This window comes from Desulfosarcina sp., assembly GCF_055467485.1.
On sequence record NZ_JBUOIV010000066.1, the window covers coordinates 1 to 26,520 of the forward strand.

The 26,520-nt window shown below is 57.9% G+C and carries 24 protein-coding genes and 1 pseudogene; 11 read left to right on the forward strand and 14 right to left on the reverse strand.

Features of this window, described 5'->3' with window-relative positions:
• Nucleotides 1–85 precede the first annotated feature (85 nt).
• The 4 genes from ACZCED_RS21370 to ACZCED_RS21385 form a co-directional block, all read right to left on the reverse strand.
• Nucleotides 86–532, reverse strand: a complete 447-nt coding sequence (locus ACZCED_RS21370; protein ID WP_464861666.1) for a transposase — start codon at nt 530–532, stop codon at nt 86–88.
• Nucleotides 533–547: 15 nt separating this feature from the next.
• On the reverse strand, nt 548–1,060 hold the full coding sequence (locus ACZCED_RS21375; RefSeq protein WP_464861667.1) for an IS1595 family transposase: 513 nt from the start codon (nt 1,058–1,060) through the stop codon (nt 548–550).
• Nucleotides 1,061–1,902: 842 nt separating this feature from the next.
• Nucleotides 1,903–2,994, reverse strand: coding sequence for an ATP-binding protein (locus ACZCED_RS21380; RefSeq protein ID WP_464861668.1), 1,092 nt, complete (start codon nt 2,992–2,994; stop codon nt 1,903–1,905).
• Nucleotides 2,995–3,007: 13 nt separating this feature from the next.
• Entirely contained in the window at nt 3,008–3,718 is a 711-nt protein-coding gene (locus ACZCED_RS21385; RefSeq protein WP_462969739.1) for a response regulator, read from the reverse strand.
• 537 nt (nt 3,719–4,255) lie between these two features.
• Between ACZCED_RS21385 and ACZCED_RS21390 the strand changes: the two genes are divergently transcribed.
• Nucleotides 4,256–5,932, forward strand: coding sequence for a M14 family zinc carboxypeptidase (locus ACZCED_RS21390; protein WP_462969740.1), 1,677 nt, complete (start codon nt 4,256–4,258; stop codon nt 5,930–5,932).
• Nucleotides 5,933–6,007: 75 nt separating this feature from the next.
• On the opposite strand, the gene ACZCED_RS21395 is transcribed toward ACZCED_RS21390, so the two are convergent.
• The 3 genes from ACZCED_RS21395 to ACZCED_RS21405 form a co-directional block, all read right to left on the reverse strand.
• A complete protein-coding gene (locus ACZCED_RS21395; protein WP_462969741.1) occupies nt 6,008–6,823 on the reverse strand; it encodes a DUF169 domain-containing protein in 816 nt (271 codons plus the stop codon).
• A gap of 37 nt (nt 6,824–6,860) precedes the next feature.
• The gene (locus ACZCED_RS21400) at nt 6,861–7,439 is read right to left on the reverse strand and encodes a DNA-3-methyladenine glycosylase I (RefSeq protein WP_464861669.1); all 579 of its coding nucleotides are present in this window, start codon (nt 7,437–7,439) and stop codon (nt 6,861–6,863) included.
• Between the two features lie 121 nt (nt 7,440–7,560).
• The gene (locus ACZCED_RS21405) at nt 7,561–8,103 is read right to left on the reverse strand and encodes an N-acetyltransferase family protein (protein WP_464861670.1); all 543 of its coding nucleotides are present in this window, start codon (nt 8,101–8,103) and stop codon (nt 7,561–7,563) included.
• Nucleotides 8,104–8,284: 181 nt separating this feature from the next.
• Here ACZCED_RS21405 and ACZCED_RS21410 point away from each other — a divergent pair, with 181 nt between their 5' ends.
• Nucleotides 8,285–10,384 carry an HDOD domain-containing protein gene (locus ACZCED_RS21410; protein ID WP_464861671.1) on the forward strand — a complete coding sequence of 700 codons (2,100 nt, stop codon included), beginning with the start codon at nt 8,285–8,287 and terminating at the stop codon, nt 10,382–10,384.
• Between the two features lie 93 nt (nt 10,385–10,477).
• Nucleotides 10,478–11,188 (forward strand): monofunctional biosynthetic peptidoglycan transglycosylase, encoded by a 711-nt coding sequence (mtgA, locus tag ACZCED_RS21415; RefSeq protein WP_464861672.1) that lies wholly within the window; start codon nt 10,478–10,480, stop codon nt 11,186–11,188.
• Between the two features lie 13 nt (nt 11,189–11,201).
• On the opposite strand, the gene ACZCED_RS21420 is transcribed toward mtgA, so the two are convergent.
• From ACZCED_RS21420 to ACZCED_RS21430, 3 genes are all read right to left on the reverse strand, one after another.
• The gene (locus ACZCED_RS21420; RefSeq protein ID WP_462971950.1) at nt 11,202–11,594 is read right to left on the reverse strand and encodes an NINE protein; all 393 of its coding nucleotides are present in this window, start codon (nt 11,592–11,594) and stop codon (nt 11,202–11,204) included.
• 136 nt (nt 11,595–11,730) lie between these two features.
• Nucleotides 11,731–12,621 (reverse strand): alpha/beta hydrolase, encoded by an 891-nt coding sequence (locus ACZCED_RS21425; protein ID WP_464861673.1) that lies wholly within the window; start codon nt 12,619–12,621, stop codon nt 11,731–11,733.
• Nucleotides 12,622–12,681: 60 nt separating this feature from the next.
• Nucleotides 12,682–13,269 carry a lipase family protein gene (locus ACZCED_RS21430; RefSeq protein WP_464861674.1) on the reverse strand — a complete coding sequence of 196 codons (588 nt, stop codon included), beginning with the start codon at nt 13,267–13,269 and terminating at the stop codon, nt 12,682–12,684.
• Nucleotides 13,270–13,766: 497 nt separating this feature from the next.
• Here ACZCED_RS21430 and ACZCED_RS21435 point away from each other — a divergent pair, with 497 nt between their 5' ends.
• Together ACZCED_RS21435 and ACZCED_RS21440 are read left to right on the forward strand one after the other, a co-directional pair.
• Nucleotides 13,767–15,263, forward strand: coding sequence for a DNA recombination protein RmuC (locus ACZCED_RS21435; protein WP_464861675.1), 1,497 nt, complete (start codon nt 13,767–13,769; stop codon nt 15,261–15,263).
• Nucleotides 15,264–15,300: 37 nt separating this feature from the next.
• Entirely contained in the window at nt 15,301–15,621 is a 321-nt protein-coding gene (locus ACZCED_RS21440) for a cupin domain-containing protein (RefSeq protein WP_462972007.1), read from the forward strand.
• 120 nt (nt 15,622–15,741) lie between these two features.
• On the opposite strand, the gene ACZCED_RS21445 is transcribed toward ACZCED_RS21440, so the two are convergent.
• Together ACZCED_RS21445 and pta are read right to left on the reverse strand one after the other, a co-directional pair.
• Nucleotides 15,742–16,956: an acetate kinase gene (locus ACZCED_RS21445; RefSeq protein ID WP_464861676.1), complete on the reverse strand. Its 1,215-nt coding sequence runs from the start codon at nt 16,954–16,956 to the stop codon at nt 15,742–15,744.
• Complete coding sequence (pta, locus tag ACZCED_RS21450) at nt 16,957–19,080, reverse strand: phosphate acetyltransferase (protein ID WP_462972009.1); 2,124 nt, start codon at nt 19,078–19,080, stop codon at nt 16,957–16,959. It lies immediately after the preceding gene.
• 416 nt (nt 19,081–19,496) lie between these two features.
• Here pta and ACZCED_RS21455 point away from each other — a divergent pair, with 416 nt between their 5' ends.
• Together ACZCED_RS21455 and ACZCED_RS21460 are read left to right on the forward strand one after the other, a co-directional pair.
• Nucleotides 19,497–20,777, forward strand: a complete 1,281-nt coding sequence (locus tag ACZCED_RS21455; RefSeq protein WP_462972010.1) for a porin — start codon at nt 19,497–19,499, stop codon at nt 20,775–20,777.
• A 30-nt stretch (nt 20,778–20,807) separates the two neighbouring features.
• The gene (locus ACZCED_RS21460) at nt 20,808–21,005 is read left to right on the forward strand and encodes a hypothetical protein (protein ID WP_464861677.1); all 198 of its coding nucleotides are present in this window, start codon (nt 20,808–20,810) and stop codon (nt 21,003–21,005) included.
• A 122-nt stretch (nt 21,006–21,127) separates the two neighbouring features.
• On the opposite strand, the gene ACZCED_RS21465 is transcribed toward ACZCED_RS21460, so the two are convergent.
• A complete protein-coding gene (locus ACZCED_RS21465) occupies nt 21,128–21,994 on the reverse strand; it encodes a YitT family protein (RefSeq protein ID WP_462972012.1) in 867 nt (288 codons plus the stop codon).
• 152 nt (nt 21,995–22,146) lie between these two features.
• On the opposite strand from ACZCED_RS21465, the gene ACZCED_RS21470 reads away from it, so the two are divergent.
• The 3 genes from ACZCED_RS21470 to ACZCED_RS21480 all read left to right on the forward strand — a co-directional run bounded on the left by ACZCED_RS21470 (nt 22,147) and on the right by ACZCED_RS21480 (nt 25,468).
• Nucleotides 22,147–23,091 carry a nitroreductase family protein gene (locus tag ACZCED_RS21470; RefSeq protein WP_462972013.1) on the forward strand — a complete coding sequence of 315 codons (945 nt, stop codon included), beginning with the start codon at nt 22,147–22,149 and terminating at the stop codon, nt 23,089–23,091.
• 161 nt (nt 23,092–23,252) lie between these two features.
• Nucleotides 23,253–24,224, forward strand: a complete 972-nt coding sequence (locus tag ACZCED_RS21475; protein ID WP_462972014.1) for a calcium/sodium antiporter — start codon at nt 23,253–23,255, stop codon at nt 24,222–24,224.
• Between the two features lie 173 nt (nt 24,225–24,397).
• On the forward strand, nt 24,398–25,468 hold the full coding sequence (locus tag ACZCED_RS21480; RefSeq protein WP_462972015.1) for an HD domain-containing phosphohydrolase: 1,071 nt from the start codon (nt 24,398–24,400) through the stop codon (nt 25,466–25,468).
• A 251-nt stretch (nt 25,469–25,719) separates the two neighbouring features.
• Here the strand turns inward: ACZCED_RS21480 and ACZCED_RS21485 are convergent, their stop codons facing one another.
• The gene (locus ACZCED_RS21485) at nt 25,720–26,052 is read right to left on the reverse strand and encodes a hypothetical protein (RefSeq protein WP_462972016.1); all 333 of its coding nucleotides are present in this window, start codon (nt 26,050–26,052) and stop codon (nt 25,720–25,722) included.
• A 158-nt stretch (nt 26,053–26,210) separates the two neighbouring features.
• On the opposite strand from ACZCED_RS21485, the pseudogene ACZCED_RS21490 reads away from it, so the two are divergent.
• Nucleotides 26,211–26,520: pseudogene (locus ACZCED_RS21490) on the forward strand (hypothetical protein); the annotation flags it as partial.

Sequence of the window (26,520 nt, forward strand, 5' to 3'; positions counted from 1 at the left end):
ATGTTTACTGTGGGCCCCAATACATATTGACCAGTAAATATTACTCCAACTCATCACCAGCCAACCAAAATCATTTTCCGGTTCTCTATGAAACTCCAGTCGTCGCAAAGTATTCAGATAACGGGTCCAAATCCCAAGGAATATCCGGCCAGATGATCCGGGGTGTCTTCATCGCCTGCTGAACGATACGCATGAACTTTTTGCCGATGCTCTTTGATTTACGACGGTTGAATCGAAAGACATACTCGTCCAGATAGTTCTGAAGGTATTTCGGTTCGAATCGACCCTGATACGTTCCTCTGATCAATCGTTTGATCAAGGTCGTCACCAGGTGGGCGCCATAGAGCTTGTCGTAGTCCTTGCTCTTGCTTTGGTTGGTTATTTCGCGACGAAACTGTTGTGTATCAATGATGTTGTAGCTTTGCCACTCATCCGTGGCAATGGTTGAAGCGGGCTCGATATTGTCGAGAATAAAGGTTTCCATGGAGTACCCGGAACAATCCAGGGCGACATGCAGACGAATGCGACCCATTCGTTTGTTGAGGTCTCAACGCTCAACGGCGACCGCCACAATGGTTTTGCCTTCGGCACCGCGGCCACGCTTTCCGGATCGCGCCGCGCCGATGAAAAATTCATCCACTTCGACGCGACCGGACAGTTTTTCGCGTCTATCGCGGATGGTGCAGCGTCGAAGCTTCTGCAGCCAGGTCCAGGCGGTTCCGTAGCTGCCAAAGCCCAACAGCTCTTTCAGATTAACCGCATTGATGCCGGATTTGCGGGTGGTAAACCACCACATGGCTTTAAACCAGTAGGTGATGGGTTTTTTAGAGCTGTCCATAATCGTGCCGGCCGTTATCGAGTTCTGGAACTGACAGCTGGTGCAGATGTACAGCTTTCGCGAGCTGAACCAGTATTGATCATGACCGCATCGCTGACAGGCAAACCCATCGGGCCATTTGAGCTGGAACAGATACGCGTAACAGGCATCCGGATTTGAGAACCGGGCGTCAAATTCGATTTCGGATCTGGGGAAATCTTCTGCAATGGTGAAGTCTGTCATGATGGCCTCCTTTTTCGTAGGTTGTGAGACCATCATAACGCAGTCATGTGACAGATCCGGTCACAACTGAGTTCACTGGAGTTTCGTAGAGAACCGCATATTTTAATTCGCATCTCTATGAAGATTAAGTTGGTCCGTTGGCGGAACATCAGACTGTGTCATCCCGGAAGCAGCGAAGCGGATATCCGGGATCCAGAAAGTTGATTGAGCATAGTGGATAGCGCTGTTGCTTCACGGTGTGCCCCGCCTTCGCGGGAATGACACCATGTACTAAACCAGGTGGTATAATAAAACCTCCGGTTGACAGGTACCTGGTTCAAGAGGTCACTTGAGCTTTATAGAGAACCGGTTTCCACATTATCCATTGATGCTTTCCTTTTTTTACAAGTTATTATCCCTGCGATTGAACAATATGCAATTTTCAATTCGCAAGGATCGGATGTGCCCCCTATTGCCATTGATTATACGATGGACCTCCATGGGATCTGTCAATCCAGTTGGAGGCATCAGGCCAGGAACTTCAAGCATCCCCGTGTCAGATAAAGTTCCATAGCGATCCCCTTGCAGGCCATTGAAGTGAATAAAAAAGGAAGTAAACGGTTGACCAGAAGACTCCGGATCAGAATTGTACTGCCATCTGGTTGCAGGCAGGAAGGACTCTGCGGCAGGTAGGTGCTTAATTCATCATTATCGGGTTGTTTTAGTCCTACATGTTTGGCGAGATGCGTCGATTTTCGGTTTCGCACGCGATACTGATTTAATTGAGATGATCACCATGATTGAAAAGTTCAGATACCCTCATTCGTGCCCGTCAGGTGAAATAGATCTTGCGAAAGGGTGATCTATGCCAGGCCCGCTTGCGCATCTTCTGCCTGGGGCAGGGTCAATCCGATGTGAATGATACCGTCCGCCAGGTCGGCATGAACCTTTCCGCCATGGGCCTCCACCAGTTCCTTGACGATGGACAGGCCGATGCCGGCGCCGCCGAGGTGGCGGGAGCGGGATTTCTCCCCGCGGTAGAAGCGTTCGAAAAGATAGGGTAGATCGTCGGAGAGAACGTCGCCGGCGACGTTGGAAAAATCTATTTTAACCATCCCGGCATCTTCCCTGATCGTGATGTCCACGACAGTTCCCTGCGGCGCATACTGAACGGCATTGGTGGTGAGGTTGCGCAGGACGCGGGCCAGGCGGTCCCGGTCGGCCTGGATCGTTGGCGGCGATTCAAGGGCATGCAGGTTTATGGCCAGCGATTTGCCGGCCAGCGCCGGCGCAAAGGTGGCCACGGTTGTTTCCACCAGGGCCTTCAGGTCGACGGCGGTCAATTGAAGCTGGCTGCCGGCCGCGTCGGCGCGGGCCAGGGCCAGTACGTCCTCCACCAGCTGAACCAGTCGCAGGGTCTCGTCCTGCAGCAGGGAAAGGGTTTCCGGCGCCGGCGGCAGCACACCGTCGTTGAGCGCCTCCAGGTATCCACGGATGTTGGTCAGCGGGGTGCGCAACTCATGGGCCACATCGATCATCAGGGAGCGGCGCAGGTGTTCGATCTTTTCCAGGTTCTCCGCCATGCGGTTGAAGGCCCGGGCCAGGCGTCCGACTTCGTCCGCGGTGGCCACGGGCACCCGGGCCGAAAACTCGCCGGCGGCAATTTCACCGGTAATGCTGGTCATGCGGGTCAATGGGCCCAGAATCCGCCGATTCATTACATAGCTGAGCACGACAGCCAGGAAGATGGCACCCGCAAAGGCCCAGATCAGGTAGCGGTGGATGGAATCCACAAACATGGCGTGGGCAGGTTCGGGGGAGATGTGGTACTTCTCCATGAGGGTGACAAAGTAGCCGGCGGCTAACGTGTCAATGGCCAGCCAGACCACCACCACCGCAAACCCCACGACGATGAGGTTGACCGCGATGAGTTTGATGATCAGGAATCGTTTCAAGGTGCTTTTCCCCTCATTCCGGCTGCCGGTCCGCGAACCGATAACCGATGCCGCGAACGGTGATGATGTATTGCGGCTCGGCCGGAACCGGTTCGATCTTCTGGCGCAGCTTGCCAATGTGAACGTCCACCACCCGGTCGATGACCACCGCCTCGCCCATGGGGTAGAGGCGGTCCAGCAGTTCGTCCCGGTTGAAGGTGCGTCCCGGGGAGGTCATGAGTGCAACGATCAGCGCATATTCGTGAGGGGTGAGAGAAACCGGTTGTTGGCTGACGGTAAGCCGACGCTTTTCCAGGTCCAGGCAAATCGGCCCGTGGATCAGCAGCCTCTCCGCCTCACCCGGCGCAGGCGACGTTCGACGCAGCACCGCCTTGACCCGCGCCACCAGTTCCCGGGGGCTGAAAGGTTTGACCACATAGTCGTCGGCGCCCAATGTGAGTCCGGCCACCCGGTCGATCTCCTCGCCCCGGGCCGTGAGCATAATCACCGGCACATCCGAGGTTCGTCGCAACCGGCGGCACACCTCCCAGCCGTCCACCTTCGGAATCATCAGATCGAGAATCACCAGGTCCGGCCTGTGTTTGCCAGCCATGGCCAAGGCCGTTTCGCCGTCTCCGGCGGTTACCGTTGAAAAGCCTTCACGCTCCAGATACAGGGCGATCAGGGACGAGGTGTTTTCGTCGTCTTCGACCACCAGAACCAGTTTCGCCTCACCAGGTGCCATTTTGCCTTCTCCCGAGGAACGGTTTCCGCTGAAACGCCAATCCGCCGTCTGACGGCGATGTCCTTTCTGACCCGAGGCCGTTTCCTGCCCCCCAAACCCAAACAGAGTTTAAAGGGCGTGCAAAGGAAAAGCAAGTCGCGGCGCGATTAAGACGCCCTAACCGATTCCAACGGGCTGATCGAAGGTATCGCATGCCTGCCGCCGGTTCCGGCAGAGAAACACCACGTCTGTTCAACTCGGGAAAACGGCATTCTCATGAAAATTATTTCCAATTATCTGTAACCATTTACACCGCCAACCGTTTTACCCAGTGGAGAAACCCGTCGCCGGTCATATCTGCTGACCGCTTTCCTTAATAATATACGCCAATTTGCATTCCTGCCCGAGGCATCGCCGACGGTGCAGCGTGCACCATTCGGGGGCGCCGGTGCAAAACCAGGCGGATTTCTCCGCATGAATCGATCGTGTTGCCGCGGTAAAAGGGCAGGCAGTGGTGGTGATACATCAACCCGCAGTATGAAAAGGAGGAGAGACGACATGAAAAAATGGCCTATTTTGCTGACAGGTATTTTCCTGATTTCAGCATCATTTTGGGCGGCGCCGTTGCAGGCGGCCGACCCTATGTTACTGGCCCCCGGGGAGACCGCAATCGTTCGCGTCTATTATCCCAACCAGGAGATGGGCAATAAGACCATCATTTCCTTCGAAGCCCAACTGCTGGAAACCAATTTCGGCCAAGGCTACCATGTGATGCGCGTCACCCGGGAGGACGTCGAGCGGCTGTCCGCCGCCGGCCTGCGGGTGGTGCCGGACGACGCCTGGAAAGCCGCCGTACCGGATGAAGTGGACAAGGCCGCCGAAGAGGCGGATGAAGGCGGGATTCCCAGGTACCCCTGCTACCGGACCGTGGAGGAGACATTTGCCACGGCCGAAAAGATCGTCAAGCAAAACAGGAAGCTGGCCCGTTGGGAGGATGTCGGTGATTCCTGGGAAAAGACGGTCGGCATCGGCGGATTCGACATGCGAGTGCTCGTGCTGACCAACCAGGATATCGGCGGCGAGAAGCCCGACCTGTTCGTCACCGCCGCCTTGCACGCCCGGGAGTATGCCACGGCCGAATTGGTCACACGCTTTGCCGAGTACCTGGTGGACAACTACGACAAGGATGCCGACGTCACCTGGATTTTGGACCACCACGAGATCCACCTGATGCTGCAGACCAACCCCGACGGCCGCAAGATCGCCGAGGATCACACCTTCTGGCGCAAAAACACCAACAGCGACCTGTGTGACGACCCGGACCGATGGGGCGTAGACCTGAACCGCAATTTCACCTTCGGGTGGGACTGCTGCGGCGGCTCCAGCGACTTTCCCTGCGATTCCACTTACCACGGAGTCAGACCCGCATCCGAGCCGGAGATCCAGGCGGTTGAGGCGTACATGGAATCGATCTTTCCAAACCAGTGGCCGGAAAATCCTGAAGAGCCCGTCCCCAATGACGCGACCGGCATCTACATCGACGTCCACTCCTACGGCAAACTGGTGCTGTGGCCCTGGGGATCCACCAATGACCAAGCGCCCAACCATACCCAGCTGCAGACCCTGGGCCGCAAATTCGCCTTCTGGAACGACTACTCGCCCGAGCAGGCCATCGGGCTCTATCCCACCGACGGCACCAGCGACGAACATGCCTACGGTCATCTGGGCGTAGCCTCATACTGCTTCGAAGTGGGCACCACCTTCTTCCAGACCTGCAAAACCTTCGAGGAGTTCGTGCTGCCAGACAATTTGCCGGCGCTGCTGTATGCGGCCAAGGTCGTGCGCACGCCCTATCAAACGCCGGCCGGACCGGACGCCGTGGACGTTGCGATGGATGCGGAGCAGGTGTCTGCCGGGAGCCTGGTCACCCTGACGGCGACCATCGACGACACGCGCTACAAGCGGGTCAGCGGAGGCATCGAGGAACAGGAACCTGTCCAGTCCATCCAGGCTGCCGCATACACCATCGACGTGCCACCGTGGGAAGTTGACGAAGACCAGGTCATTGCCCTGATGCCTGTCGACGGCGCTTTCAACGACAATATAGAGGTTGTTGAGGGAGTGTTGGATACGACGGATCTAAAGCCGGGTAAACATTTGATCTATGTCAGCGGTCAAGATACGGACGGCAACTGGGGGGCCCCAAGTGCCGTATTTTTAAAAGTCATCAGATAGTTAGCGCACCGACACGTCCGGCACGGCGGACTGCCACAGGTCGCCCGCCGTGCCGTTCAGTTCACTGACCGGCTGTCATCTCCCCGATATCAGGCTCCGCCAGACGCTACGCTCCAGGAACGAGCCTTCAACGTTGGCCTCCATCTCCTCGAACAGCGCCATCGGCATGGCAAAGCTCATCAGGTTGCCGCCCAGCATTTTTCTCACGTACACCCGAGCGGAGAGGTCGGTCAGCCCCACCACGGCCCGCGGGCGTTCGGACTGTGCCTCGCGATAAGGATAGATGCCGATGGTCTGGCACCCGGCGGCATAGGGAATGATGACGTTCTCGTTGTCCCCCCTTCCGTAGTTGGCCAGTACGACCAGGGCCGACAGCTGGTCCGGATCCACGAAAAAAATGATCGACTGCGGTGTTTCCTCATCGGTCAGCTCACCCAGTGGCTTGAACACCACGTACTTGCCCGGAATGTCAGATATAGGCAGGCTGTCGATATAGCGCTGCACCAGATCCGGTGTCTTGAAGTAGCCTTCACCGTGCATGAAGTGATCGAATGCTTCTTTGCGCATGAAGGGCTTGACCTGTTCGGCCGCCTGCCGCCCCGTCTCCCAGCCGTCGTTGCCCGACGATAGGAAATAACGGAAGCAACCCTTGCCGCCCGGAAAGTTCTCGTACTGGTCGCCGAAGCCCATGCCCACACCACCGCCGAAACAGCCGAACGTATCGCGTGAGCAGACGCCGGCCTTGCCCTTGGCGGCGCCGGCCGCCAGCCACATGATGCAGGCCCAGTTGCCTGGCTTGAATTCGGTGGCGTGGGCCGGCTTGTTGTCCGCCCAGAGCAAGGCCGCCGGTTGGGTTTTCAATCCGATAACGTCGGCGATGCGACTTTCCATCTCCACCCCTCCTCGAATCTGTCAGCGAAAGGGCAACTCACCCCTGCAATTCAGCATGCCTGGAGCAGCCAACCAGATGGTCGTTGACGATGCCGCCGGCCTGCAGGAAGGAATAGCAGATGGTGCTGCCCACGAAGCGGAAGCCTTGCTTTTTGAGCGCCTTGCTGATCCGGTCGGATAGACCGGTGGTGGCCGGCACCTGCTGCTCGGTCTGCCAACTGTTGTGGATCACCCTTCCGTCGGTGAACGACCAGATATAGGCGTCGAAGCTGCCATACGCCCTCTGGATGTAGATAAAGGCCTTGGCATTGCTGACCGCCGCACGAATTTTCATCCGGTTGCGGATAATGGCGGGGTTGACGATTGCCCGGTTAATGGCGTTTTCGGACATCCCGGCCACCCGTTCAGGATCGAAGCCGTAAAAGACCTGGTGGAAGGCCTCGCGCTTGTGCAGCACGGTTTTCCACGACAGCCCGGCCTGGAATGCGTCCAGGATGATATGTTCGAACCACTTGCGGTCGTCGTGGACCGGCACACCCCATTCCTCGTCGTGGTAGCGCACCATCAGTGGGTCGTCGCCGGGCCACCCGCAGCGTTGGCCTTGGTCATCTTTCATGGCTGGTCCTTGTCCGTCATGGCTTCGGTACCGATGGTCAGCTGATCAATCAACGGTTGCCGGTATGGCCTGGTAGATCAGATTCTTTTTATCCTGCAACGCCTTTTTTTGTCACGGGGTATCACGGCGGCACCATCAGTGGCAGCCAAAAGATGAGATCGGTCTGCCGGTCATTGCCCAGCAAGAAGGGCTGGGTTCCCACCTGCTCAAATCCCCAACGGTGGTAAAACCGGATCGCCCGGGCATTTCTGCCCCAGACGCCCAGCCAGATGCCGTCGCACCGCCGTCCGGCCGCTTGGTCAATGCATGCGGTCATCAGGGCAGCGCCCACACCACTGCCGATCCATGGTTTGCGGGCATACAGGCGCGCCAGTTGGATGGGTTTTTTTGCCTTGATACAAGGCGGCGCCAAGCCTTCCCGCAGCCGGGCGTAACCCACCGGCCTGTCCCCGGTTTCGGCAATCAGGAATAACGATGACGGCTCGGCCAGTTCCGCCGCCTGGATGATCGGGTCGAATGATTTTTCCAGGTAGGCCGCCATGTCTTCCGGGCGGTTGTCGGCGGCGAAACTGTCGACAAAGGTCTCCCTGGCCATCGATGCAAGGCGTTCATCGTCTTCGACCCCTGCCTGCCGGATAGTAATGGGCGTGCGCTGCTTGGTCACCGTTCTCGGGTGTGAAAGGGTATAGGCATGCAATGGCCTTTTGTTTGGGCTGCCTTTTTGCCTGGGAATGTCAATAGGGGCATTGATTATTACATAGCACACTCAAGTTTCAGGGAAAACGGTCGAACTAATGATGGACCCCTGAACCTTGTGAGGCAAAGAAATGATTTTTAATGGAGATTTGAGTAGATATCATCCGGCCGACGCCATCATGTTCCTGTCCCAGTTGAGCCTGAACGGGGTTCTTTCCATTGCCGAAAACCAGCGCCTGATCACGCTCAGCTTCAACAACGGCTTCATCATCGATGCCCATTCCGCCTCCGGAGACGAGAAGATACTGCAGGGCTTGATTTTCAACCGCCGGGTTTCGACCGATGAGGTCAAGCGCATCCGCCAGATCCGGATGGAAACGGGGATGCCGATTCGCTCCATTTTGACGCAGATCGACCTGTTTCCCCTTTCATCCGTGAAGGAAATCCTGCTCACCGGCATGAAAGAGGTGCTGCTGGAGATGTTTCTGCTGGATGAGGGCGCTTTTAATTTTACGGATACACCTGTCGACGCCGACGGTGCCGAAACGAAATTGGATGCCCGTATGCTGGCGCTTTCCTTTGCCGCCCAGTCCGATGAATACCGCGATTTCGTAAAAAGCATCATCTCCATCGACCGTGAATTCGCGGTGTCCCCCAAGGGTGTTAAGACCGAAGCGCTGGCCACCGAGGAACAGGTGGTCCTTCGGCTGATGTCCACCTGCCGGACCCTCCGACAGGTTCTCGAAAAAGCGCCTTTCGACAGCGCCACCGTATTGGCGATTGTCAAGGACCGGCTGGAAAAGGGAACGATCACGCTCCTGCCGACGGATGCGGCTGATATGCCGGCGCCAAGGGTGTCCAGTGGGGATCCCCTGTTCGGATCGTTCCGCCAGGCGCTGAAGAAGCTGATGCTGAGCGACGAACCGTTGAAGCGCATCGAGGCCCTGGCGGCATTCTGCAAGGGGTTTTACGACGGGATACTGATTCTCACGGCCAAAGACGGCCAGGTGGTGCACTGCAAGCAGATGCGCAGGGTGAGCGGACAGGGCCTCGCCCAGAAATCCACAAAGGGGGCATTGGGAGGACTGGACCAAGAACCGGTATTTGCTGCCGTCAGCCGCTCCGGTGTCGGTTTTTTTGGAAACCGGTTCCCATCCAAATTGCTGGACAGGCTGTGCGGTGCAACCGCACCCGGCGAATGTGCCCTGATCCCGGTGGTCAACAAGGGGCAGGTGGCGGTATTCATCTATGTTTTCTGCGAAAACGGATTCACCGGCCTGTCCCCCCAGCATTACCTGGAACTCCTTTCCTGGATGGTGACGCCCCGGAAGGTCATCGATGTCGATTTGACGGTGCCTTCCACAGCGGTTGCCCAACCGGATGCAGGAACGCCGGCACATCCGCCCAACTCGTTCAGCCCGGAACGATTGGTTTCCAAGATCCGCGAACTGCCGCCTCTGCCTACAATCGTGACGCGTGCACTCGACATGCTCTCGGATCCCGGCGTGGACATCAAGGCGGTCGAAAAGGTGATCGGCACGGATCAATCCCTGGTTTCCAAACTGATCAAAATAAGCAACTCGGCCCTCTACGGCGGATTGAACCGGGTCGAGTCACTTCAGCAGGCCCTGACGCGACTGGGCGCGAAGACGACCAAAAGCCTTGTCCTGTCGGCTTCCATGCAAACCTACTTTATCAAGAGCAACCCCGGCATGCATACCTGGGGACAGTCGCTGTGGCAGCATGCTGCCGAGTGCGGTATGGCCGCCCGGCGAATTGCCGTCGCCGCCGGATACGACGATCCTGAAAAAGCATTCGTGGGCGGGGTGCTCCACGATATCGGCAAACTGGTTCTCCTGCTGGTGGGTGCGGACAGCTACCGGCAGATCCAAAACCTTAAAAAGCGGGAGGCACTTACCGACCATGCGGCAGAGATGAAACTCATCGGAACCGATCATATGGAGATCGGCGAACTGTTGATGGAAAAATGGAAGATGCCGGAGTCGGCCAAAGTGTGTGTGAAATTTCACCATCACGTTGAAAAGGCTGGTGATGCGACGCTTCTGGTACCCATCATTGCGTATGCCAACCAACTGAGTCACCTGCACGGTGCCCAGTTCCAGGGATTCATTCAGGACCCCGAAGCGGTTTCAGTCGAAATGGCCGGCGCACTGAAGCTGACCGATGATGCCAATGCGGCGCTGGTTGAATTGGTGATCGCCGACTTTCAGCAGGCAGACTTGCTTTAAGGGCCGCGGCTTCTCCTTCGACCCGACCTTCATCGTCCGAAGCGGGTTGATTGCACCCTTCGTCATAGGCTATGAAGGTGCCAAGGAGACTGCATGCCCGACGCTTTTCAGACAAACAGACGGTCCCGTCGGTCCGTGTTCGGCCTGTTGTGGAAGACAACGGCATCAATCGTCATTGTCACCGTGGTGATGGTACTGATGTTGCGCTGGGTTCCCCCGCCGACGAGTGCCTTCATGCTGCAGCAGCGCCTGTCCGGCACCGTCGTCGACTACCGCTGGACCTCCATGGAACGGATCTCTACCCATGCGGCTCTTGCGGTCGTCGCTGCCGAGGATCAGAATTTTTTCGACCACTGGGGCCTGGACCTGAAGGCGATTGCCGATGCCATCGAAGACAACCGCACCCGCAGCCGCCCCCGGGGGGCCAGCACCATCAGCCAGCAGGTGGTCAAGAACCTGTTCTTATGGCCCGGGCGAAGCTACCTGAGAAAAGGAATCGAGGTTTACCTGACCCTGCTCATGGAAGTGTTGTGGCCCAAGAACCGGATCCTGGAAGTTTATCTGAACATCGCGGAGATGGGCAAGGGTGTGTTCGGCGTGGAGGCGGCCGGCCAGCGGTTTTTTCACAAACCGGCCGCCCGGCTGAATCGGCGGGAGGCCGCCACCCTGGCGGCCGTCCTTCCCGGCCCCAGGCGCATGTCGGCCGACCGGCCGTCGGATTATGTGGTCCGCCGGACCTGGCAGATCGTCGAACAGATGGAAGCGCTGGGCGGCACCGGATATCTGAAACTGCACGGCCGTTGAGATCGGTTTTCGGTTATGAACCGTTGATTACCGTGATCTGATCGTTCAGCGTCCAGAAATCGTAGAGGTAGCCCAGTCCGAAGATCCCACCGCTCAGCAGATAGACGATACCTGTCAGCCATTTGCCCATGTACATGCGGTGAATGCCCAACAATCCCAGGAAGGTGAGCAGTACCCAGGCCACCGTGTAATCGACGGGGCCGCTGCGGAACCGGATGCCCGCCTGCCGGTCCAGCGAGGGGATCAGGAACAGGTCGATCAGCCAGCCGATGCCCAGCAGGCCGAGTGTAAAAAAGTAGATGGTGCCCGATATGGGTTTGCCGAAGTAAAACCGGTGGGCGCCGGTAAAACCGAAGATCCACAGGATGTAACCGACCGATTTGAGATGGGTGTCGTTGTCTTTCATGGTATTCCTTTCATCGAGGCGGCGGCAGCTGACGCCCGCTCCACCAACCCGTGATTTCACCGTAAGGATGAGTATCGATTCCCCGTTCGCTCGCATTCCACGCTGAAAGCACGGCGAATGCGCTCGCTATCGCTGTTCAATGACGGCTTCTGAGATACGCCTGAATGACGGCCAGCGCCCTGGCCGTGCTCTCGGGCGCCAAGATGTCTCCGGCCAGCACGTGCCGGCCCAGGTCCTTGTTGCCCCTGAACAGCACCAGCCTTTTTTGTGAAGACGGAAAGGCCAGGTATCGTATGATGGCGAGGCTGACGTTGATCACCCGGTCCCAGGGATTGATCATCATCAGAACCGGCATGACGCTATGTTTCCGATCGATTTGCCAGGCGCGGAGCACCAGCTGCATCATGGTGGCGATGGCCCTGACCGGATATCGTACCGTCCAGAATCGGGCGTGCCGGGCATTGGCCACGCTGAAGCTGCGCCACCTGCCGAAAAACGCCTCGAACAGCCGGAGACCGGGCGGCCACAAGGCAATGGCGGCCATCGGGTTCTTGGGAAAATAATTGGGCGAGAGCAGAATCAAACGGTGAATCCGTGGCGCCACTGACGGCTGGGCCGCCAGCCAGGTGGCCAGCGTCGCGCCGGTGGAGGTGCCGATCAGGATGATTTTATCGGCCAGGCGGCTGCCGATGGCCACCGCCTCCAGCCCGTCGGCCAGCCAGTCCCCCACCCGTGCTTCGGCCAGGGCCGTGCCATCCTGTCCATGGCCGGTCAGCCGCGTGTAAAACAGATTGGCCCCGAGGGACTGGGCCAGGCGGTCGCACAGGGGCCAGACCTCCATTCGGCTGGCTGAAAAACCGTGAATATAGACGATGGCCAGTGTCGTTTTTTCAGTCTTGCCCCCATGCCAGACGATTCGCTTCTCGCAGTTTTCGCGGATCGTCGGAAACCGCGATTCGGAGCGGTGAAGATAACCGTCCAACCGGTTCAGGCATTCAGGGATCGATTGGTCAGTTTGGACGGGCACGGCGATGGATTTCTCCTGGGACGGTTTTCAACACCCGGTTACGGGAAACGAGTCAACCGTTTACCAGAGAACAAGGGACGGGGTCAACGGCTGGTGAGCCGTCCCTGAGCCGATTGATGGATCGTGTACGACCGGAAAGGATATCAATTGTCGAAGGCCACCGGCAACTGCGACGTATAATCCCACGGGGCGTAGCCGGATAGTAAGAACAGGGCCTGGGCCAAGGCACGGCGGGGCAGGCAGGCCTGGCTGTTTTTGACGATGGTTCCGGCATGGGTGAATCGGGTCCACCGCCCTGCGGGGGGGCAGTTCGGTAACGATATCCTGCGGGTTGAATACATTGAACACCGGAACGCGGGCCAGGGTTTCGGCAAAGGCGGCGTCCCCCATGCGCGGGGCGCCGAAGGTGTAAACCGCGAGCGGCGGCCGCAGAGATGCCGCCATCGCGGCAAGGGCGCCCCCCAGGCTGTGGTCGGTATAGAACAAGGGTTTTTTCACGGTTTCCAGTGCGGCCGAAATGGTGTCCCAGCGTTCCATCAACGCGGTTTTAAATCCCCGTTGAACCTTGCCGCCGGGCGGCCATGGACACATAACCATGTCCAGATTGACCAGCCAGTTGGACAGGCGGCCGCCGGTTCCCCTGAACACCAGTACGGCAAAGGCCCCGTCACCCGTTCCACGGTTTCCACCAGGGCGCCCTGGATCGTGGGACCGTTGAAAAACTGCCGTTTGACGAGGCCGGCGAATGACAGGAAGTCATTTCGCGATGCAAACGCAATGGGGCGATCGTCCATGAAAAAATCATCGGACGCACCGGGCCTGAATACCGCCCGCCAGGGGTGGTTGTAGACCATCGTTCGAACACTTGTTTTTCGCTTGTTGCACGGACGTTTGGCCAATCCCGTGATTCTGAAATCGATGCCAATACCCTGATCAGAGGGAGATGCGGGGTCAACCGAAATGTTAGGCGGTTGTCAGGGATTCATGAAAATAGGATTCGCGCGATGGCCATGTAATCGCATCGAACACCCACGGGGTCGGTGAAGGCAAGGGTGGATTTGTAGTAAATTATTGTGTATAAACGGTTATTTTTATCTCCACCGGCTTACGGGGCTTTGCCCGATTCCTTCTTCCAGGGGCGCGCGATGACGCAGATTCAAATCATTTATCTGATCGGTGGCGCTGCCGGCCTGCTGCTGGTCGCGGCCATCGCCCTGCTGGTGGTTCGGGCACGGTTGAAGGCCGAGCTGGTTACCCAGGCGCGTCTGGCAGAGATGGAAAAGGCGGCCCTGGAAGAAAAGCTGGCTTCGGACCGGCTGCAGCTGGAAATGGTGCGCGCCGATCTGGCCCATGCAACCGCGCAACTGGACGATCGCCGTGATGCCATGGCCCAACTGGAAGCGCAAAAAGCCGGTTTGGAACAATCTGTCACGCGGATTCCCGTACTGGAGGAATCGCTGGAAAAGAGCCGGTACGTCCAGGACCGACTCAACGACGTGAACCTCTCCCTGGAAAAAAGGCTGTCTGAACTGACCACCCGGCTGGATGCCGAACAGCGCCAGGCGGAAGAGAAGCTCGCATTGCTCAACGATGCCCGGGAGCGGCTGACCGTTGAATTCAAGGTGCTGGCGGAGCGGATCCTGGAAGAGAAGGGCAAGACCTTTACCGACCGCAACCGGATCCAGATGGATGGATTGATCGGTCCGTTGCGCGAACAGCTGGGCGACTTCAAGAAACGGGTGGAGGATGTTTACGACAAGGAGTCCCGCGATCGTGCGGCCCTGCTCAACGAAATCGGCCACCTGAAGCATCTCAACGAACGAATCGGCAAGGATGCCCTTAACCTGACCAACGCCCTCAAGGGGGATGTGAAAACGCTGGGGGGATGGGGAGAGGTGATCCTCGAGCGGATATTGGAAGCCTCGGGATTGGAGAAGGGGCGGGCCTACGATACCCAGGTCAGCCTGGCCGGAAGCGACGGCAGCCGCTATCAGCCGGACGCCGTCGTCCATTTGCCCGAGAACAGGGATGTCATCGTGGATGCCAAGGTGTCGCTCAAGGATTACGAACGCTACCACGCATCCAGCGACGAGACGGTCCGGGCCGCGGCCATCAAAGCGCACCTCGCCTCCCTGCGGACCCACCTCAAAGGATTGAGCGAAAAGCACTACGAAGACCTGGAGGGGATCCGAACCCTGGATTTCGTGCTCATGTTCGTGCCCATCGAGGCCGCGTTTTTCACAGCCGTGGAGCATGACCGAACCCTGTTCACCGAGGCCTTCGAAAAGAACGTGATTCTGGTTTCACCGTCGACCCTGCTGGTGACCTTGAGAACCATTCACAACATCTGGCGCTATGCGGACCAGAATGAAAACGCCCTGGAAATCGCCCGGCAGGCCGGCGGGCTTTACGATAAATTCATCGGTTTCATCGAGGCCCTGGAAGACGTGGGGCGGCAATTGGACCGGGCCCGGGAGGCCTATCGCACAGCTCGGGACCGGCTGTCCACGGGCAGGGGCAACCTGGTCAGGCGCGCCGAGCAACTCAAGGCGCTAGGCGTGAAAGCCAACAAGGCCCTTCCGGAGTCTTACACGCTCGATCTGGAACCCGACGGTCATGAACCCATTGCGGAGGGGGATTGACGCTTCACCTTTACAGCCGGCAACCAAAGGAGACAACATGTTCAAGAAAAAAAGTGAGTTGACCTACCGAACACTTCTCGACGGGGTGAACATGGCCACCATGGTTCACGGTGAGAAAACCCTCATGGCCCGGTTCAGACTGGAGAAAGGCTGCGCCATCCCCGATCACAACCACCCGCACGAACAGACCGGCCTGTTGCTTTCCGGGCGCATGATCTTCACGGTCGATGGAACCGAGCATGAAGTGGCGCCCGGTGACAGCTGGTGCATCGGTTCAGACGTTCCCCATTCCGCCCGGGCGGTGGAGGATTCGGTGGCCGTGGAGATGTTCTCGCCGGTGAGGGAGGATTATCTCTGACAGAAAGCAGGTTTGAACCCTCCCCGCAGCAAGCCGCGGGGAGGGTTCAACGCCATATGCCATTTCAGGGGGACTTGTTATTTTCACTCGAATCCTTGATCCCTTGGATCCTTCCTTTATCTATTCTGTCCCTTTCACCACCTCGAGGGTCTGGCGGGCGATTTCGAGCTCTTCGTTGGTGGGGATGACATAGGCCTTGACCGGGCTTTCGTCCGCCGTGATTTCTCCGCCGCCCCGGTCGGGCTGACGATTTTTTTGCGGATCCATGATCAGGCCGACGGTTTCCATGCCGCTGCAGCAGGATTCGCGGATAGCTGCGTCATTTTCCCCGACCCCGGCGGTGAAAACAAGGGCATCCACCCGGCCTAGCTGAAGGAAATAAGCCCCGATATACTGCCGGCAGCGGTAAACGAACATGTCCAGCGCCAGCTGGGCCCGGGAATTCCCCTTGTCGGCCGCCGCATGGATATCGCGCAGGTCGTTCATTCCGCAGATGCCCTTCAGGCCGCTCTCTTTTTGCAGGACGGCATCGATCTCCTTCAGGGTCATGCCGTTGCGCTCGGCAATGGTCATGACGACGCCGGGGTCCAGGTTCCCCCCGCGGGTGCCCATGATCAGCCCGCCCAGCGGTGTCATACCCATGGAGGTGTCGACGCTGACCCCTTTTTGGATGGCGCAGATGCTGGCGCCGCTGCCCAGGTGGGCGGTGATCAGGTTCACTTCGGACGGGGGCCGGAATAGGCGGGCCGCCGCCTCCCGGGCCACATACTGGTGGGAGGTGCCGTGAAAGCCGTAACGGCGGACACCCATCTGCTCGTAGTATGACCAGGGCAGGGCGTAGTGGTAGGCATAGGCGGGGATGGTCTGGTGAAAGGCCGTGTCGAAAACCGCCACCTGGGGAGCATGGGGAAACAGTTCCCGGGCCACCTGGATGCCCATGAGGTTGGCGGGATTGTGCAGCGGGGCCAGGGGGATCATCTTCTCGATGGCCTCCAGCACCCTGCGATCCACCCGGGCAGGTTTCTGGAAAGATTCTCCCCCGTGGACGACCCGATGGCCAACGGCCGCGATTTCGTCCGGACCGGAGATGACTCCCGTGCCGGGCGCCGTGAGCTGGCCGACGGCTTCGTTCATGGCCGACCGATGGTCGCCGATGGGCTTTTCATAGACGATGCGCTGTCCTCCCGCGGCATCCGAGCCGTTTTGATGGGACACCTTGCCCATGGATTCGCCGATCCGCTCCACCAGGCCGGATGCCAGGGATTGTTCGCCGAGCATCTCGATCAGTTGGTACTTCAGGGAGGAACTGCCGCAGTTGATGACCAGGATTTTCATTTAGCCTGCCTTTGTCTGCATTTTTTCAGGCAACGCCAGGGCCTGGGCCTGAATGACGGTGATGGCCACGGTATTGACAATGTCGGTTGTCGTGCAGCCCCGGCTCAGATCGTTGACCGGCTGGTTCAGTCCCTGGAGAACCGGCCCGACGGGAATGGCGCCTGAAGAGCGCTGCACCGCCTTGTATATGTTGTTGCCCGTATTGAGGTCCGGAAAAATGAACACCGTGGCCTGCCCGGCCACCTCGCTGCCGGGCAGCTTGGTCCGGGCCACGCCGGCGTCAACGGCCGCATCGTATTGGATGGGGCCTTCGACCTTCAGTTTCGGAAAACGGGACTTGACGATTTGCGTGGCCTCGCGGACCTTGTCCACGTCCCGACCGGCACCCGATGTTCCCGTGGAGTAGGAGCACATGGCGATGCGCGGTTCGATGGCGAACATGACCGCCGTGTCGGCCGCACTGATGGCGATGTCCGCCAGCTGGCCTGCATCGGGGTTGGGGTTCACTGCACAATCCCCGTAGACGACGACGCGGTCCGGCAGGCACATGAGAAAAACACTGGAGACGATGGATACGCCCGGACGGGTGCCGATAATCTGAAACACCGGCCGGATCGTATCGCCGGTGGTGTGGACGGCGCCCGACACCATGCCGTCGACCAGCCCCGCCTTGACCATGAGGGTGCCAAAGTAGCTCACATCGGCCGTCGTGTCCCAGGCCATCTCCTTGGACAAGCCTTTTTTTCGGCGAAGGTCGTAATAGATCTGGGCCAGCGCCTGCCGGTGGGTCGAACTGGGCGGATGGATGATATTCAGACCTTTCCAATCCAGGCCGAGTGTTTTCGCCGTCTGCCGGATCTTTTCCGGGTCGCCCAACAGCGTGATGTCGGCCACGTCCCTGCGGACCAGTATCTCTGCGGCCCTCAGGACCCGAGGTTCTTCTCCCTCGGGCAGAACGATATGCCGGCGGGCCGATTTGGCCCGTTCGATGAGTTCATATTCGAACATGATCGGGGTCACGCGGGTGGACCGGACCACATCGATGCGCGCCTCCAAACGGGCAAGGTCCACATGGGCTTCGAAGAGGCCCAGTGCGGCGGCGATTTTGCGCTCATCGCCGGGTTGAAGGCTGGCGCGGACTTCGCTGGCATTCATGGCACTGGTAAACGTGTCCGTGCCGACACTGATGATGGGCACCTGCGAGGTCAGTCTGAAGCCTTCCATCAGGCGCTTGACCGACGGTTCCGGCTTGAACCCGCCGGTCAGCAACAGGCCCGCAATGGTCGGATAATTGTCGGATACGACCGTTGCCAGGCTCCCCAGAATGACATCGGTGCGGTCTCCCGGGGTGATCACCAGGTCTCCCTCCCGGACCAGCTCGAGGAAGTGGGGGATGTTCATGGCGGCCACCTTGAAATCGTGGATCGACCGGCTCAGCGCCTCCGTTTCACCCTGCAGCACGTCGGCCCCCAGCTCTCTGGCGATATCCGCAACGGTGGGCCTGCCCAGGGTGGGCATTTCCGGAAGCACGCCAACCGGGATGTCGACGGGGACGCCTTGGCCGACCGCCGCGCGAACGGCATCCAGTTCGGATTTGTCGACCCGGTTGACAATGACGGCGGCGACGTCGCACCCCCTGTGGGTGAATGCCTCGATCCCCATCTGAATGGTCTCGACGATCTCTTCCGGGTCTTTGTCGCTCCCATTGACCAACAGCAGGATGGGGCTGCCCAGGTTGCCGGCCACATCGGCATTCATGTCGAATTCGAAGGCCGATGAAATGCCTGTATAGTCCGTTCCCTCGCACAGGACGAAACGGACTTTTTGTTGAAGCGCGCGGTATTTTTCCACGATCTGTTTGAGTATGGCCTGGCTGCTGCTGCCGGTGGACAGACTCTGGACGGCATTGTGGGTAAAGGCGAAGGTCTCGTAGTAGGTCTGGTCAAGGTTGTAACGCTGCAGAATGAGTTCGATGTCGTTGTCCCGTTTCTGGGCCGTGGGGATGATGGGCCTGAAATACCCCACGCGGCCCACTCTTCTGGAGAGCATCTCCATGATGCCCAGCGCGACCACCGACTTGCCGCTTTCCGGCTCGATGCTGGCGATGTAAAGGCTGTTGGCCATCCGGTCCTTCCCTGTTTTGTTTGACGGTTATCCGATATCAATGAAGGCAACAGTCTAACGTAAAAAACGGTGGGTAACAAACCAATTTTGAACGTCATACGCCATCGCTCGTCTCCGATGCGGCTTGTTTTTCCTGTGCCCGGGTGTCAGGGGGCACCCTTTTGATTTACACGCGCATACCTGAAATGTTATACTCAATCCAATCTTTCAATCGGTATGGGCCGACATTCCCCTTGCCCAATTCTCATGCGTTTGAACACAATCACAGATTCGGTGGCCGGCAAATGCTCCCCGCGCGCTCAACGGTTATCGTCCAGTCACCGCAGCTGCAGGATCGATCTTTCGTAAATCCGTCTGCCCGAAAGGCGTTCACCGGACGAGTATTGATCAACTTCGAAGCGATAAAGGAGGCACAAATGAAATGGAGAGGGTGGCGCATGTATTCAATGCTGTGCGCGGTTGCGTTCGTTTTCTGCTTTGCCACGGCCCTGTCGGCGTCAGCGGCGGACAAGGAGACACTGGATCGTCTCGAGAAAATCATTAAACAGCAGCAGGTCCAGATCGAAGCCCAACAGAAGGCATTGGAGCAGTTGCAGGGACAGGTAGCGGCGCTGAAGGGCCAGACCGATGCGGCCACGGTCAAGGCGGCTGCGGACAGCCCCGCTGCGGTTACAGCCGGAAACCCGAAAGGCAAGGTCAAGCTATACGGCCAGGTAAACAAGGCGGTACTGTTCAGCGACGACGGTGACAACAGCGACGTCTACCTAGTGGACAATGACAACTCCTCCACCCGGGTGGGGCTGGAGGGAACCATCGAGCCCAATGAAAAATACGCCATCGGCACGCGCATCGAGGTGGAGTACCAGACCAACCCCAGCAACCTGGTCAGCCAGGAAGACAAGCGTGTAGACGACATCGGGCTGGAGAAGCGCCACCTGGACCTGTGGCTGGATGCCAATGCTTTCGGTAAATTCTCGCTGGGCTGGGGGTCGACGGCATCGGACGGCACCTCGGAGATGGACCTGTCCGGCACCAGCATCGTCGGTTACTCCAGCGTTGCCGACATGGCCGGCGGCCAGCGGTTCTACAACAAGAACACGGGTGCATTATCCAACACCCCCATTTTTTCGGTATACGGCAACATGGACGGACTCGGCCGCGATGAACGCATCCGATACGACAGTCCATCATTCAGCGGGTTTGTCGGCTCCGCCTCTTACATCACCGATGGCGGCGGAGACTTCGCCGTCCGCTACACTTCTCAGATGGATGCCTTCAAGCTTGCTGCGGCTGTCGCCTACGCCAACCCCGGCAGTTCTTCCGATGTCATTGACGATCAACTGGCCGGGTCGGTCTCCGTGCTGCATGACTCCGGCTTCAACGGCACCTTTGCCATGGGCAGCCGCGACAACAAGGGTGCCGGCAGGGATGACAGCGGGTTTTTCTACACCAAATTCGGCTACCGGGGCCGCTGGTGTCCCCTGGGGGTGACCTCGTTGTCGGCCGACTACGGGCGCTATTCGGACATCAGCAACAATGGTGATGACGCAGACACAATTGGATTCCAGATGGTTCAGGACCTCCAGGAGTGGGGCACCGAAGCCTACCTGGGCTACCGGTTCCACAAGCTGGACAGAAACGGCACGGATTATGACAACATCAATGCCGTCATGACCGGCATGCGGGTGAAGTTCTAGATGAAGTCGCAATGGACATGGATCTGTCTCTTGCCGGCCGCCCTGCTGATGATCGGAATTGCCGGCTGCGCGTCGACACCGCAGCCGTTTGCTTACCACGACGACCGGGATCAAAAGCCCGGTCCCGGACTTTTATCCGGTGAAGCGGGCGGTTTTGTCATCTATGGGGAGTCTGTCGAGGCTCAGGCGGAACCGAATCCCACAGCGACAGATAAAGATCCGGATTAAAAAAAGATCGCTGCGAGATCAAGCGTTGCCGATGCACCAGCCGTTGTCGCCGGGTGCCGGCAGCGCTTTTTCGTCTCGACGGATGACGTCTGTCAGCCGTTTTTTCCTTGAAGCTTGAAGCATCAGTAGACCTTGCGCCGGGAAAAGCCCCTGCCCAGCACGTTGAAAGTATTTTCCGTGATGATGAAGGCTTCCGGGTCAATGGACAGGGCCGCCTCCTCGACCCGTTTCAACTGGAAGTTGTGAACCACGGTGAGGATGATCTTTTTGGCTTTGCCGGTATAGGCCCCGCTGCCTTCCAGGAAGGTAACGCCCCGGTTCAGGCGTTCATGGATCTCCTTGGCAATCTTTTCATTGAGATCGGAGATGATAAACACCATCTTGCGCTGATTGGAAAAGGCCAACACATAATCCAGCGTCTGAGACGAAATGAAGCTCATGAAAAGGGAATAGAGCACCAGATCGGTGTCGAGTGCGCCGAAGCTGAAGGCGAACAGTACCAGGTTGAAGGCAAAATAGAAGGTGCCCAGACGGATGTTGAACTTCTGGTTGAGGATAATCCCGATGATGTCCAGTCCGCCGGCCGATCCCAGCGAATGCAGAACCAGCCCCGAACCGGCGCCCATGAGCACGCCGCCGGCCAGCACGGCCAGCATCGGCTCCTTGATGGGTAGGGTGAAGCCGATCAGATCGATGGTCAGGGAAAGGGCGGCCACACCGTACAGGCTGTAAAAAAAGAACCGCCGGCTGATGTGAATCCACCCGACCAGAAAGATCGGGATGTTGACCAGCAGGTACCACAAACCCGGTGACAGAAGCCCGCTGACATAGTAAAAGAGCAGGGTCAGGCCTGAAATACCGCCGGTGATGAACCCGTGGGGAATGGCGATGGACTTCAATCCGATGCCGAACACCAGGGAACCGGCCGAAATCAGGAGCAGGTTCCACAGCACGGAGGAGATAAACCGGTGGTACAGGAGCTTTTTCATGGGGTGATTCCTTTGTTCCGGCAGGCACGCTGACCGTTGCCTGCCGGGCTGGGTTTTTCAATTGTCATCGCCGCTTTTTCCGTCGGCAAAAATTTTAAAAATGGCAATACTAACGCTTCATCGATTCATGTCAAGCGGCAGAGCCTAAAAAAATGAACGAAGCCAAAAAACAGATTACCCATCGTGAAGTAACCACGACCATCGATCCTGACCGGTGCATCGACTGCGGGATGTGCATACCGGTGTGCCCCAAGGAGACCCTGGCCATCCAGGACGGCAAAGCCGTGGTCCGGGGCGCGGAGTCCCTCAATTGCGACCACTGTGCGGCGGCATGTCCGGTGGCGGCCATCCGGGTCGCGGCGGTGGATCCCGGGCTGTCTCAATTCCAGACCTTTTCAGCCGATACGCGCTGGCTTCCCCATGGCCGCTTCGACACCGCCAACCTTGTCAATCTCATGGGATCACGGCGTTCCTGCCGGAATTATTCCGACCGTCCCGTAGACCGGCCGTTTTTGGAAGATCTGGTCAAGGCGGGCATTACCGCCCCGTCGGGCTCCAATTGCCAACCCTGGACCTTCACCATCCTGCCGGACCGCCGGGCCGTCGACCGGCTGGGACGGCGGGTGGGCGACTTCTTCAGGAAAACCAACCGGATGGCCGAAAACCGATGGCTGAGAACCGGATTGAAGCTGCTCGGCAAACCGGAACTGGATACCTACTTCCATATGTACTACGCCACCGTGGAGATGGGGCTTTCGGCATGGGACAAGGGTGAACGCGACCTGCTGTTTCACGGGGCGACGGCGGCCATCGTGGTCGCCGCTGACAACGGCGCGTCCTGCCCGTCAGAAGATGCCCTGCTGGCCACCGGGAACATGCTGCTGGCCGCCCATGCCATGGGCCTTGGCACCTGCCTGGTCGGTTTTGTCATCGAAGCCATGCGACGCGATCGGGCGATCGTCCGCATGCTGGGCATCCCCGACCAGGAAACCCCCTATGCCGTGATCGCCATCGGCTGGCCCGATGAAACCTATCATCGGGTTGCCGGGCGAAAACCGGTCGTGATCCGCTATGCTGGTGCCGAAGACACCCACTAAACAATTCAGATTAAAAACAATTCCATATAGGGCAACCGTTGCATTCAGTCGACAAGGATGTCATATTGATGCAGCGTCGCGTCCGGTGTCGGTGAGACACGGCATGGGCAGCGTTAAAACAAACGGCCGTTTTACAACCGGCCCCAGGAAGGCGAACCTATTTGACCGTTACCCACCTGATCGAATTCACAGCAGGTCTTCTGCTGCTCTACTATGGTGCCGGCTGGCTGGTTCGGGGCGCATCCACGCTGGCCCGCGGCATGGGGCTTACGCCGATGGTCATCGGGCTCACCGTGGTGGCATTCGGCACGTCCGCGCCCGAACTGGTGGTCAGTCTGGTCTCCGCCGCCAAGGGCAAGAGCATGATCGCCCTGGGAAACGTGGTGGGCAGCAACATCTGCAACATCGCCCTGGTGCTGGGGCTCACGGCCGTGTTTCAGCCGGTGACGACCAGCCGCATCGTCATTACCCGGGATATTCCCCTCATGCTGGCCATCTCCGCCTTCCTGTTGCTCCTGTCGTTCAATTCGATTATCGGCAGATTCGAAGGCGCTATCCTTTTCTGCGGTATCATCGCCTATACCTGGTTCAATTACAAGGTGGCCGTGCGCGTCGATCGAACCATGCCCGATGCTGCGGGTGCCGTACCGTTGGCTGCCGGGCTGATGGAGAAACGCTGGATCCAGTGCCTGATGATCATTGGCGGAACGGTGGCGGTGGTCGTCGGTGCGGATCTGCTCGTGGATGCGGCGGTGAGCGTCATGGTCGCCCTGGGTGTCGACGAAAAGTTCGTGGGGCTCACCGTGGTGGCTTTGGGCACCTCGGTGCCGGAACTGGCCACCTCCGTCGTGGCGGCCATGAAAAAGGAGATGGACATCTCCTTGGGCAATCTGGTGGGCAGCAACGTGTTCAACCTCCTGAGTGTTGTTGGCGCCGCGGCGATGGTAAAACCGATTGTCATCTCCGGCGGTTTCATCGGCAGCGGGTTGGTGGTGGACTACCTGGTGATGATCGTCATCAGCGCACTGCCCTGGGCGCTGATGAAACGGGACTTGACAATTTCTCGCAAAAAAGGTCTGATTCTGCTTGGATGCTACGTGGCTTATGTGTCTTTCCTCATTTTAAAATCCTGAAGGACTGTATATCCACCACCCTGCTGATCAATACGACCGATTCCTCTCTGATGATGTGTTTATGTGTGCGACTGAAAAATGTTAACCTAATCTAAAATATCCGGACCGTTACAGACAGTTGTGCATTGCCTGGCGCAGGACTTGTCACCAAACGGTCTTTGTGGAGACGTTCGATGATATCCATAGCCACCCCTGATGCGCCGTCCCCCCTGGTTCTGGTGGTGGATGACGATGACGATATCCGCGATATCCTTTCCTACGGCATCGAGGCGTCCGGGTGTCGGTGCCTCACCGCCGAGAGTGCGGAGGCGGCCTTGGGGATATTGAATTCGAACCCGGTGGAGGTGGTCATTTCCGATGTCCAGATGAAGGGAATGAGCGGCCTCGACCTGTGCCGCCAAATCAAGGACCATTACGATGCCGATGTGATCATCATCACCGGCCTGGTGAATAATTTCGCCTACGAGGAGATCATCGCCCAGGGGGCAAGCGATTTTATCGAAAAGCCCATCCGGCTGGCCGAGATCGTGGCCCGTCTCAAACGGGTGCTGCTCGAACGCCAGACCCGCGATAAGCTCAAACAGACCGCGGAGGAGCTGCGAAGCAACGCGGTTCATTTCCAGAAAGCCATGGAGGGGTCGGTCCAGGCCATCGCGCTGGCCGTTGAAATGCGCGACCCCTATACATCCGGTCACCAGAATCGGGTGGCCGACCTGGCCAGCGCCATCGGCCGGGAAATGGGACTGTCAGAAGACCGGGTATACGGCCTGCAGATGGCCAGCCTCATCCACGACCTGGGAAAACTCACCATTCCCGGTGAGATCCTGTGCAAGCCGGGGAGGCTCAGCGGTCCCGAGTACGCCATGATCAAAACCCACGTGCAGTCGGGATACGACATCCTGAAGAAGATCGATTTCCCATGGCCCCTGGCGGACATCGTCCTCCAGCACCACGAACGGATGGACGGTTCGGGCTATCCCAACGCCCTTTCCGGGGAGGCGATTATGCTCGAGGCCAGAATCCTCAGTGTCTCCGATGTCTTCGAAACGATCGGGTCCCACCGACCTTACCGCCCCTCCCTGGGATTGAAAAAAGCCATGGGAGAGATCACCGCCAACAGCGGGACCCTGTACGATTCCAACGTGGTTTCCGCCTGCCTGGACCTGGTGGAGGGCGAACGCTTTCATTTCAAGAGCGCCAAGTCGGCCTCGGTGTTTGTCACCACGCAGATGCAGTCTTTATGATCGAGGCCGAGCCGGCGTGTCGATACCCGCGTTGAATTGCAATATGCCCAACGGCGCATCCCTCTTCCTCTCGAGATCACCGCACCGGGAATTAAGCCGCGGCCAAGTTTGACCAAAGCTGGTTTCTGATATCCATAAAAACAACCACAACCGTAATTGGCAGGTTCCATATTAATAGCTGTAAATGCAAGGTTGGCAACTGTTGATGTATGTCGAGTCTATCTTACAAATCAGATCATATATTTAGCCAACTACCTCAATAGATTTTTTAGCGCATCTCCGATTTTAATAGGATCAGCTTCTGTTTCTATGCAGACCGATACATGCCCCCATTTTTTGGGAAGAACAAACTGAAAGAAGTTGCCGTACCGCACGAGCAGATAGTCAAGGCCACCGCAATCTATGCGACCCCGCTGCGTCGTTAGCGTTAACAGCGTGGGATTGACCAGCAATTCCTCATAACGGTCGCTCTCGGAACTGCTGGCATTAGCGGTATCTGTTCTTGACTTCATTATCAATTCACCATTTTTATATATGGCAACATAACGGATAGCGTTTGACAGTCCGAATATTTCATCAATCATGAAAGATTTCCTCAGCAACTATACGGTATCATGGTATCGGTTTTTTGCTATTCTAAGGAAAGGCCTGATGATGTGCGAACTTCCTGTCACCTCTTTCCCTTCCAAAGCCGCCAAAATCTGGATCGATTACCACAAGACCCATTCGAAAAAAAAATACGGTGCGATCCTACCGGGCCATCATCGAACGGTTTATCCAGGAATTCGGTGATGGCCCCGTCGAGCAAGTCACCCCAGAACAAATTCTAACCTACCTGAACCGCCTCACCGAAGGAAACAAGCTCTACACCAAACGAATCCGTTTTTCCCAACTCTCTTCCTTATTTAATTTCGTCCGCAACAATATCGATCCCGATCTCAGGAATCCATGCGACAGACCCATGATCCGCAAGCTATATCGGGAGAGGGTGCCTTTGAGGTGGAAAATCATCGAAATGGAAACCATCGATGAAATCATCTTCCGCACCACCA

Bases quoted from the DNA above. Each gene is read 5' to 3' on its own strand.
- ACZCED_RS21390 (WP_462969740.1), top strand. From the start codon at position 4,256: ATGAAAAAATGGCCTATTTTGCTGACAGGTATTTTCCTGATTTCAGCA.
- ACZCED_RS21375 (WP_464861667.1), bottom strand. From the start codon at position 1,060: ATGACAGACTTCACCATTGCAGAAGATTTCCCCAGATCCGAAATCGAA.
- ACZCED_RS21420 (WP_462971950.1), bottom strand. From the start codon at position 11,594: ATGAAAGACAACGACACCCATCTCAAATCGGTCGGTTACATCCTGTGG.
- ACZCED_RS21395 (WP_462969741.1), bottom strand. From the start codon at position 6,823: ATGGAAAGTCGCATCGCCGACGTTATCGGATTGAAAACCCAACCGGCG.
- ACZCED_RS21470 (WP_462972013.1), top strand. From the start codon at position 22,147: ATGAACGAAGCCAAAAAACAGATTACCCATCGTGAAGTAACCACGACC.
- ACZCED_RS21385 (WP_462969739.1), bottom strand. From the start codon at position 3,718: ATGGCACCTGGTGAGGCGAAACTGGTTCTGGTGGTCGAAGACGACGAA.
- mtgA (WP_464861672.1), top strand. From the start codon at position 10,478: ATGCCCGACGCTTTTCAGACAAACAGACGGTCCCGTCGGTCCGTGTTC.
- ACZCED_RS21485 (WP_462972016.1), bottom strand. From the start codon at position 26,052: ATGATTGATGAAATATTCGGACTGTCAAACGCTATCCGTTATGTTGCC.
- ACZCED_RS21435 (WP_464861675.1), top strand. From the start codon at position 13,767: ATGACGCAGATTCAAATCATTTATCTGATCGGTGGCGCTGCCGGCCTG.
- pta (WP_462972009.1), bottom strand. From the start codon at position 19,080: ATGGCCAACAGCCTTTACATCGCCAGCATCGAGCCGGAAAGCGGCAAG.
- ACZCED_RS21445 (WP_464861676.1), bottom strand. From the start codon at position 16,956: ATGAAAATCCTGGTCATCAACTGCGGCAGTTCCTCCCTGAAGTACCAA.
- ACZCED_RS21465 (WP_462972012.1), bottom strand. From the start codon at position 21,994: ATGAAAAAGCTCCTGTACCACCGGTTTATCTCCTCCGTGCTGTGGAAC.
- ACZCED_RS21400 (WP_464861669.1), bottom strand. From the start codon at position 7,439: ATGAAAGATGACCAAGGCCAACGCTGCGGGTGGCCCGGCGACGACCCA.
- ACZCED_RS21440 (WP_462972007.1), top strand. From the start codon at position 15,301: ATGTTCAAGAAAAAAAGTGAGTTGACCTACCGAACACTTCTCGACGGG.
- ACZCED_RS21455 (WP_462972010.1), top strand. From the start codon at position 19,497: ATGAAATGGAGAGGGTGGCGCATGTATTCAATGCTGTGCGCGGTTGCG.
- ACZCED_RS21370 (WP_464861666.1), bottom strand. From the start codon at position 532: ATGGGTCGCATTCGTCTGCATGTCGCCCTGGATTGTTCCGGGTACTCC.
- ACZCED_RS21480 (WP_462972015.1), top strand. From the start codon at position 24,398: ATGATATCCATAGCCACCCCTGATGCGCCGTCCCCCCTGGTTCTGGTG.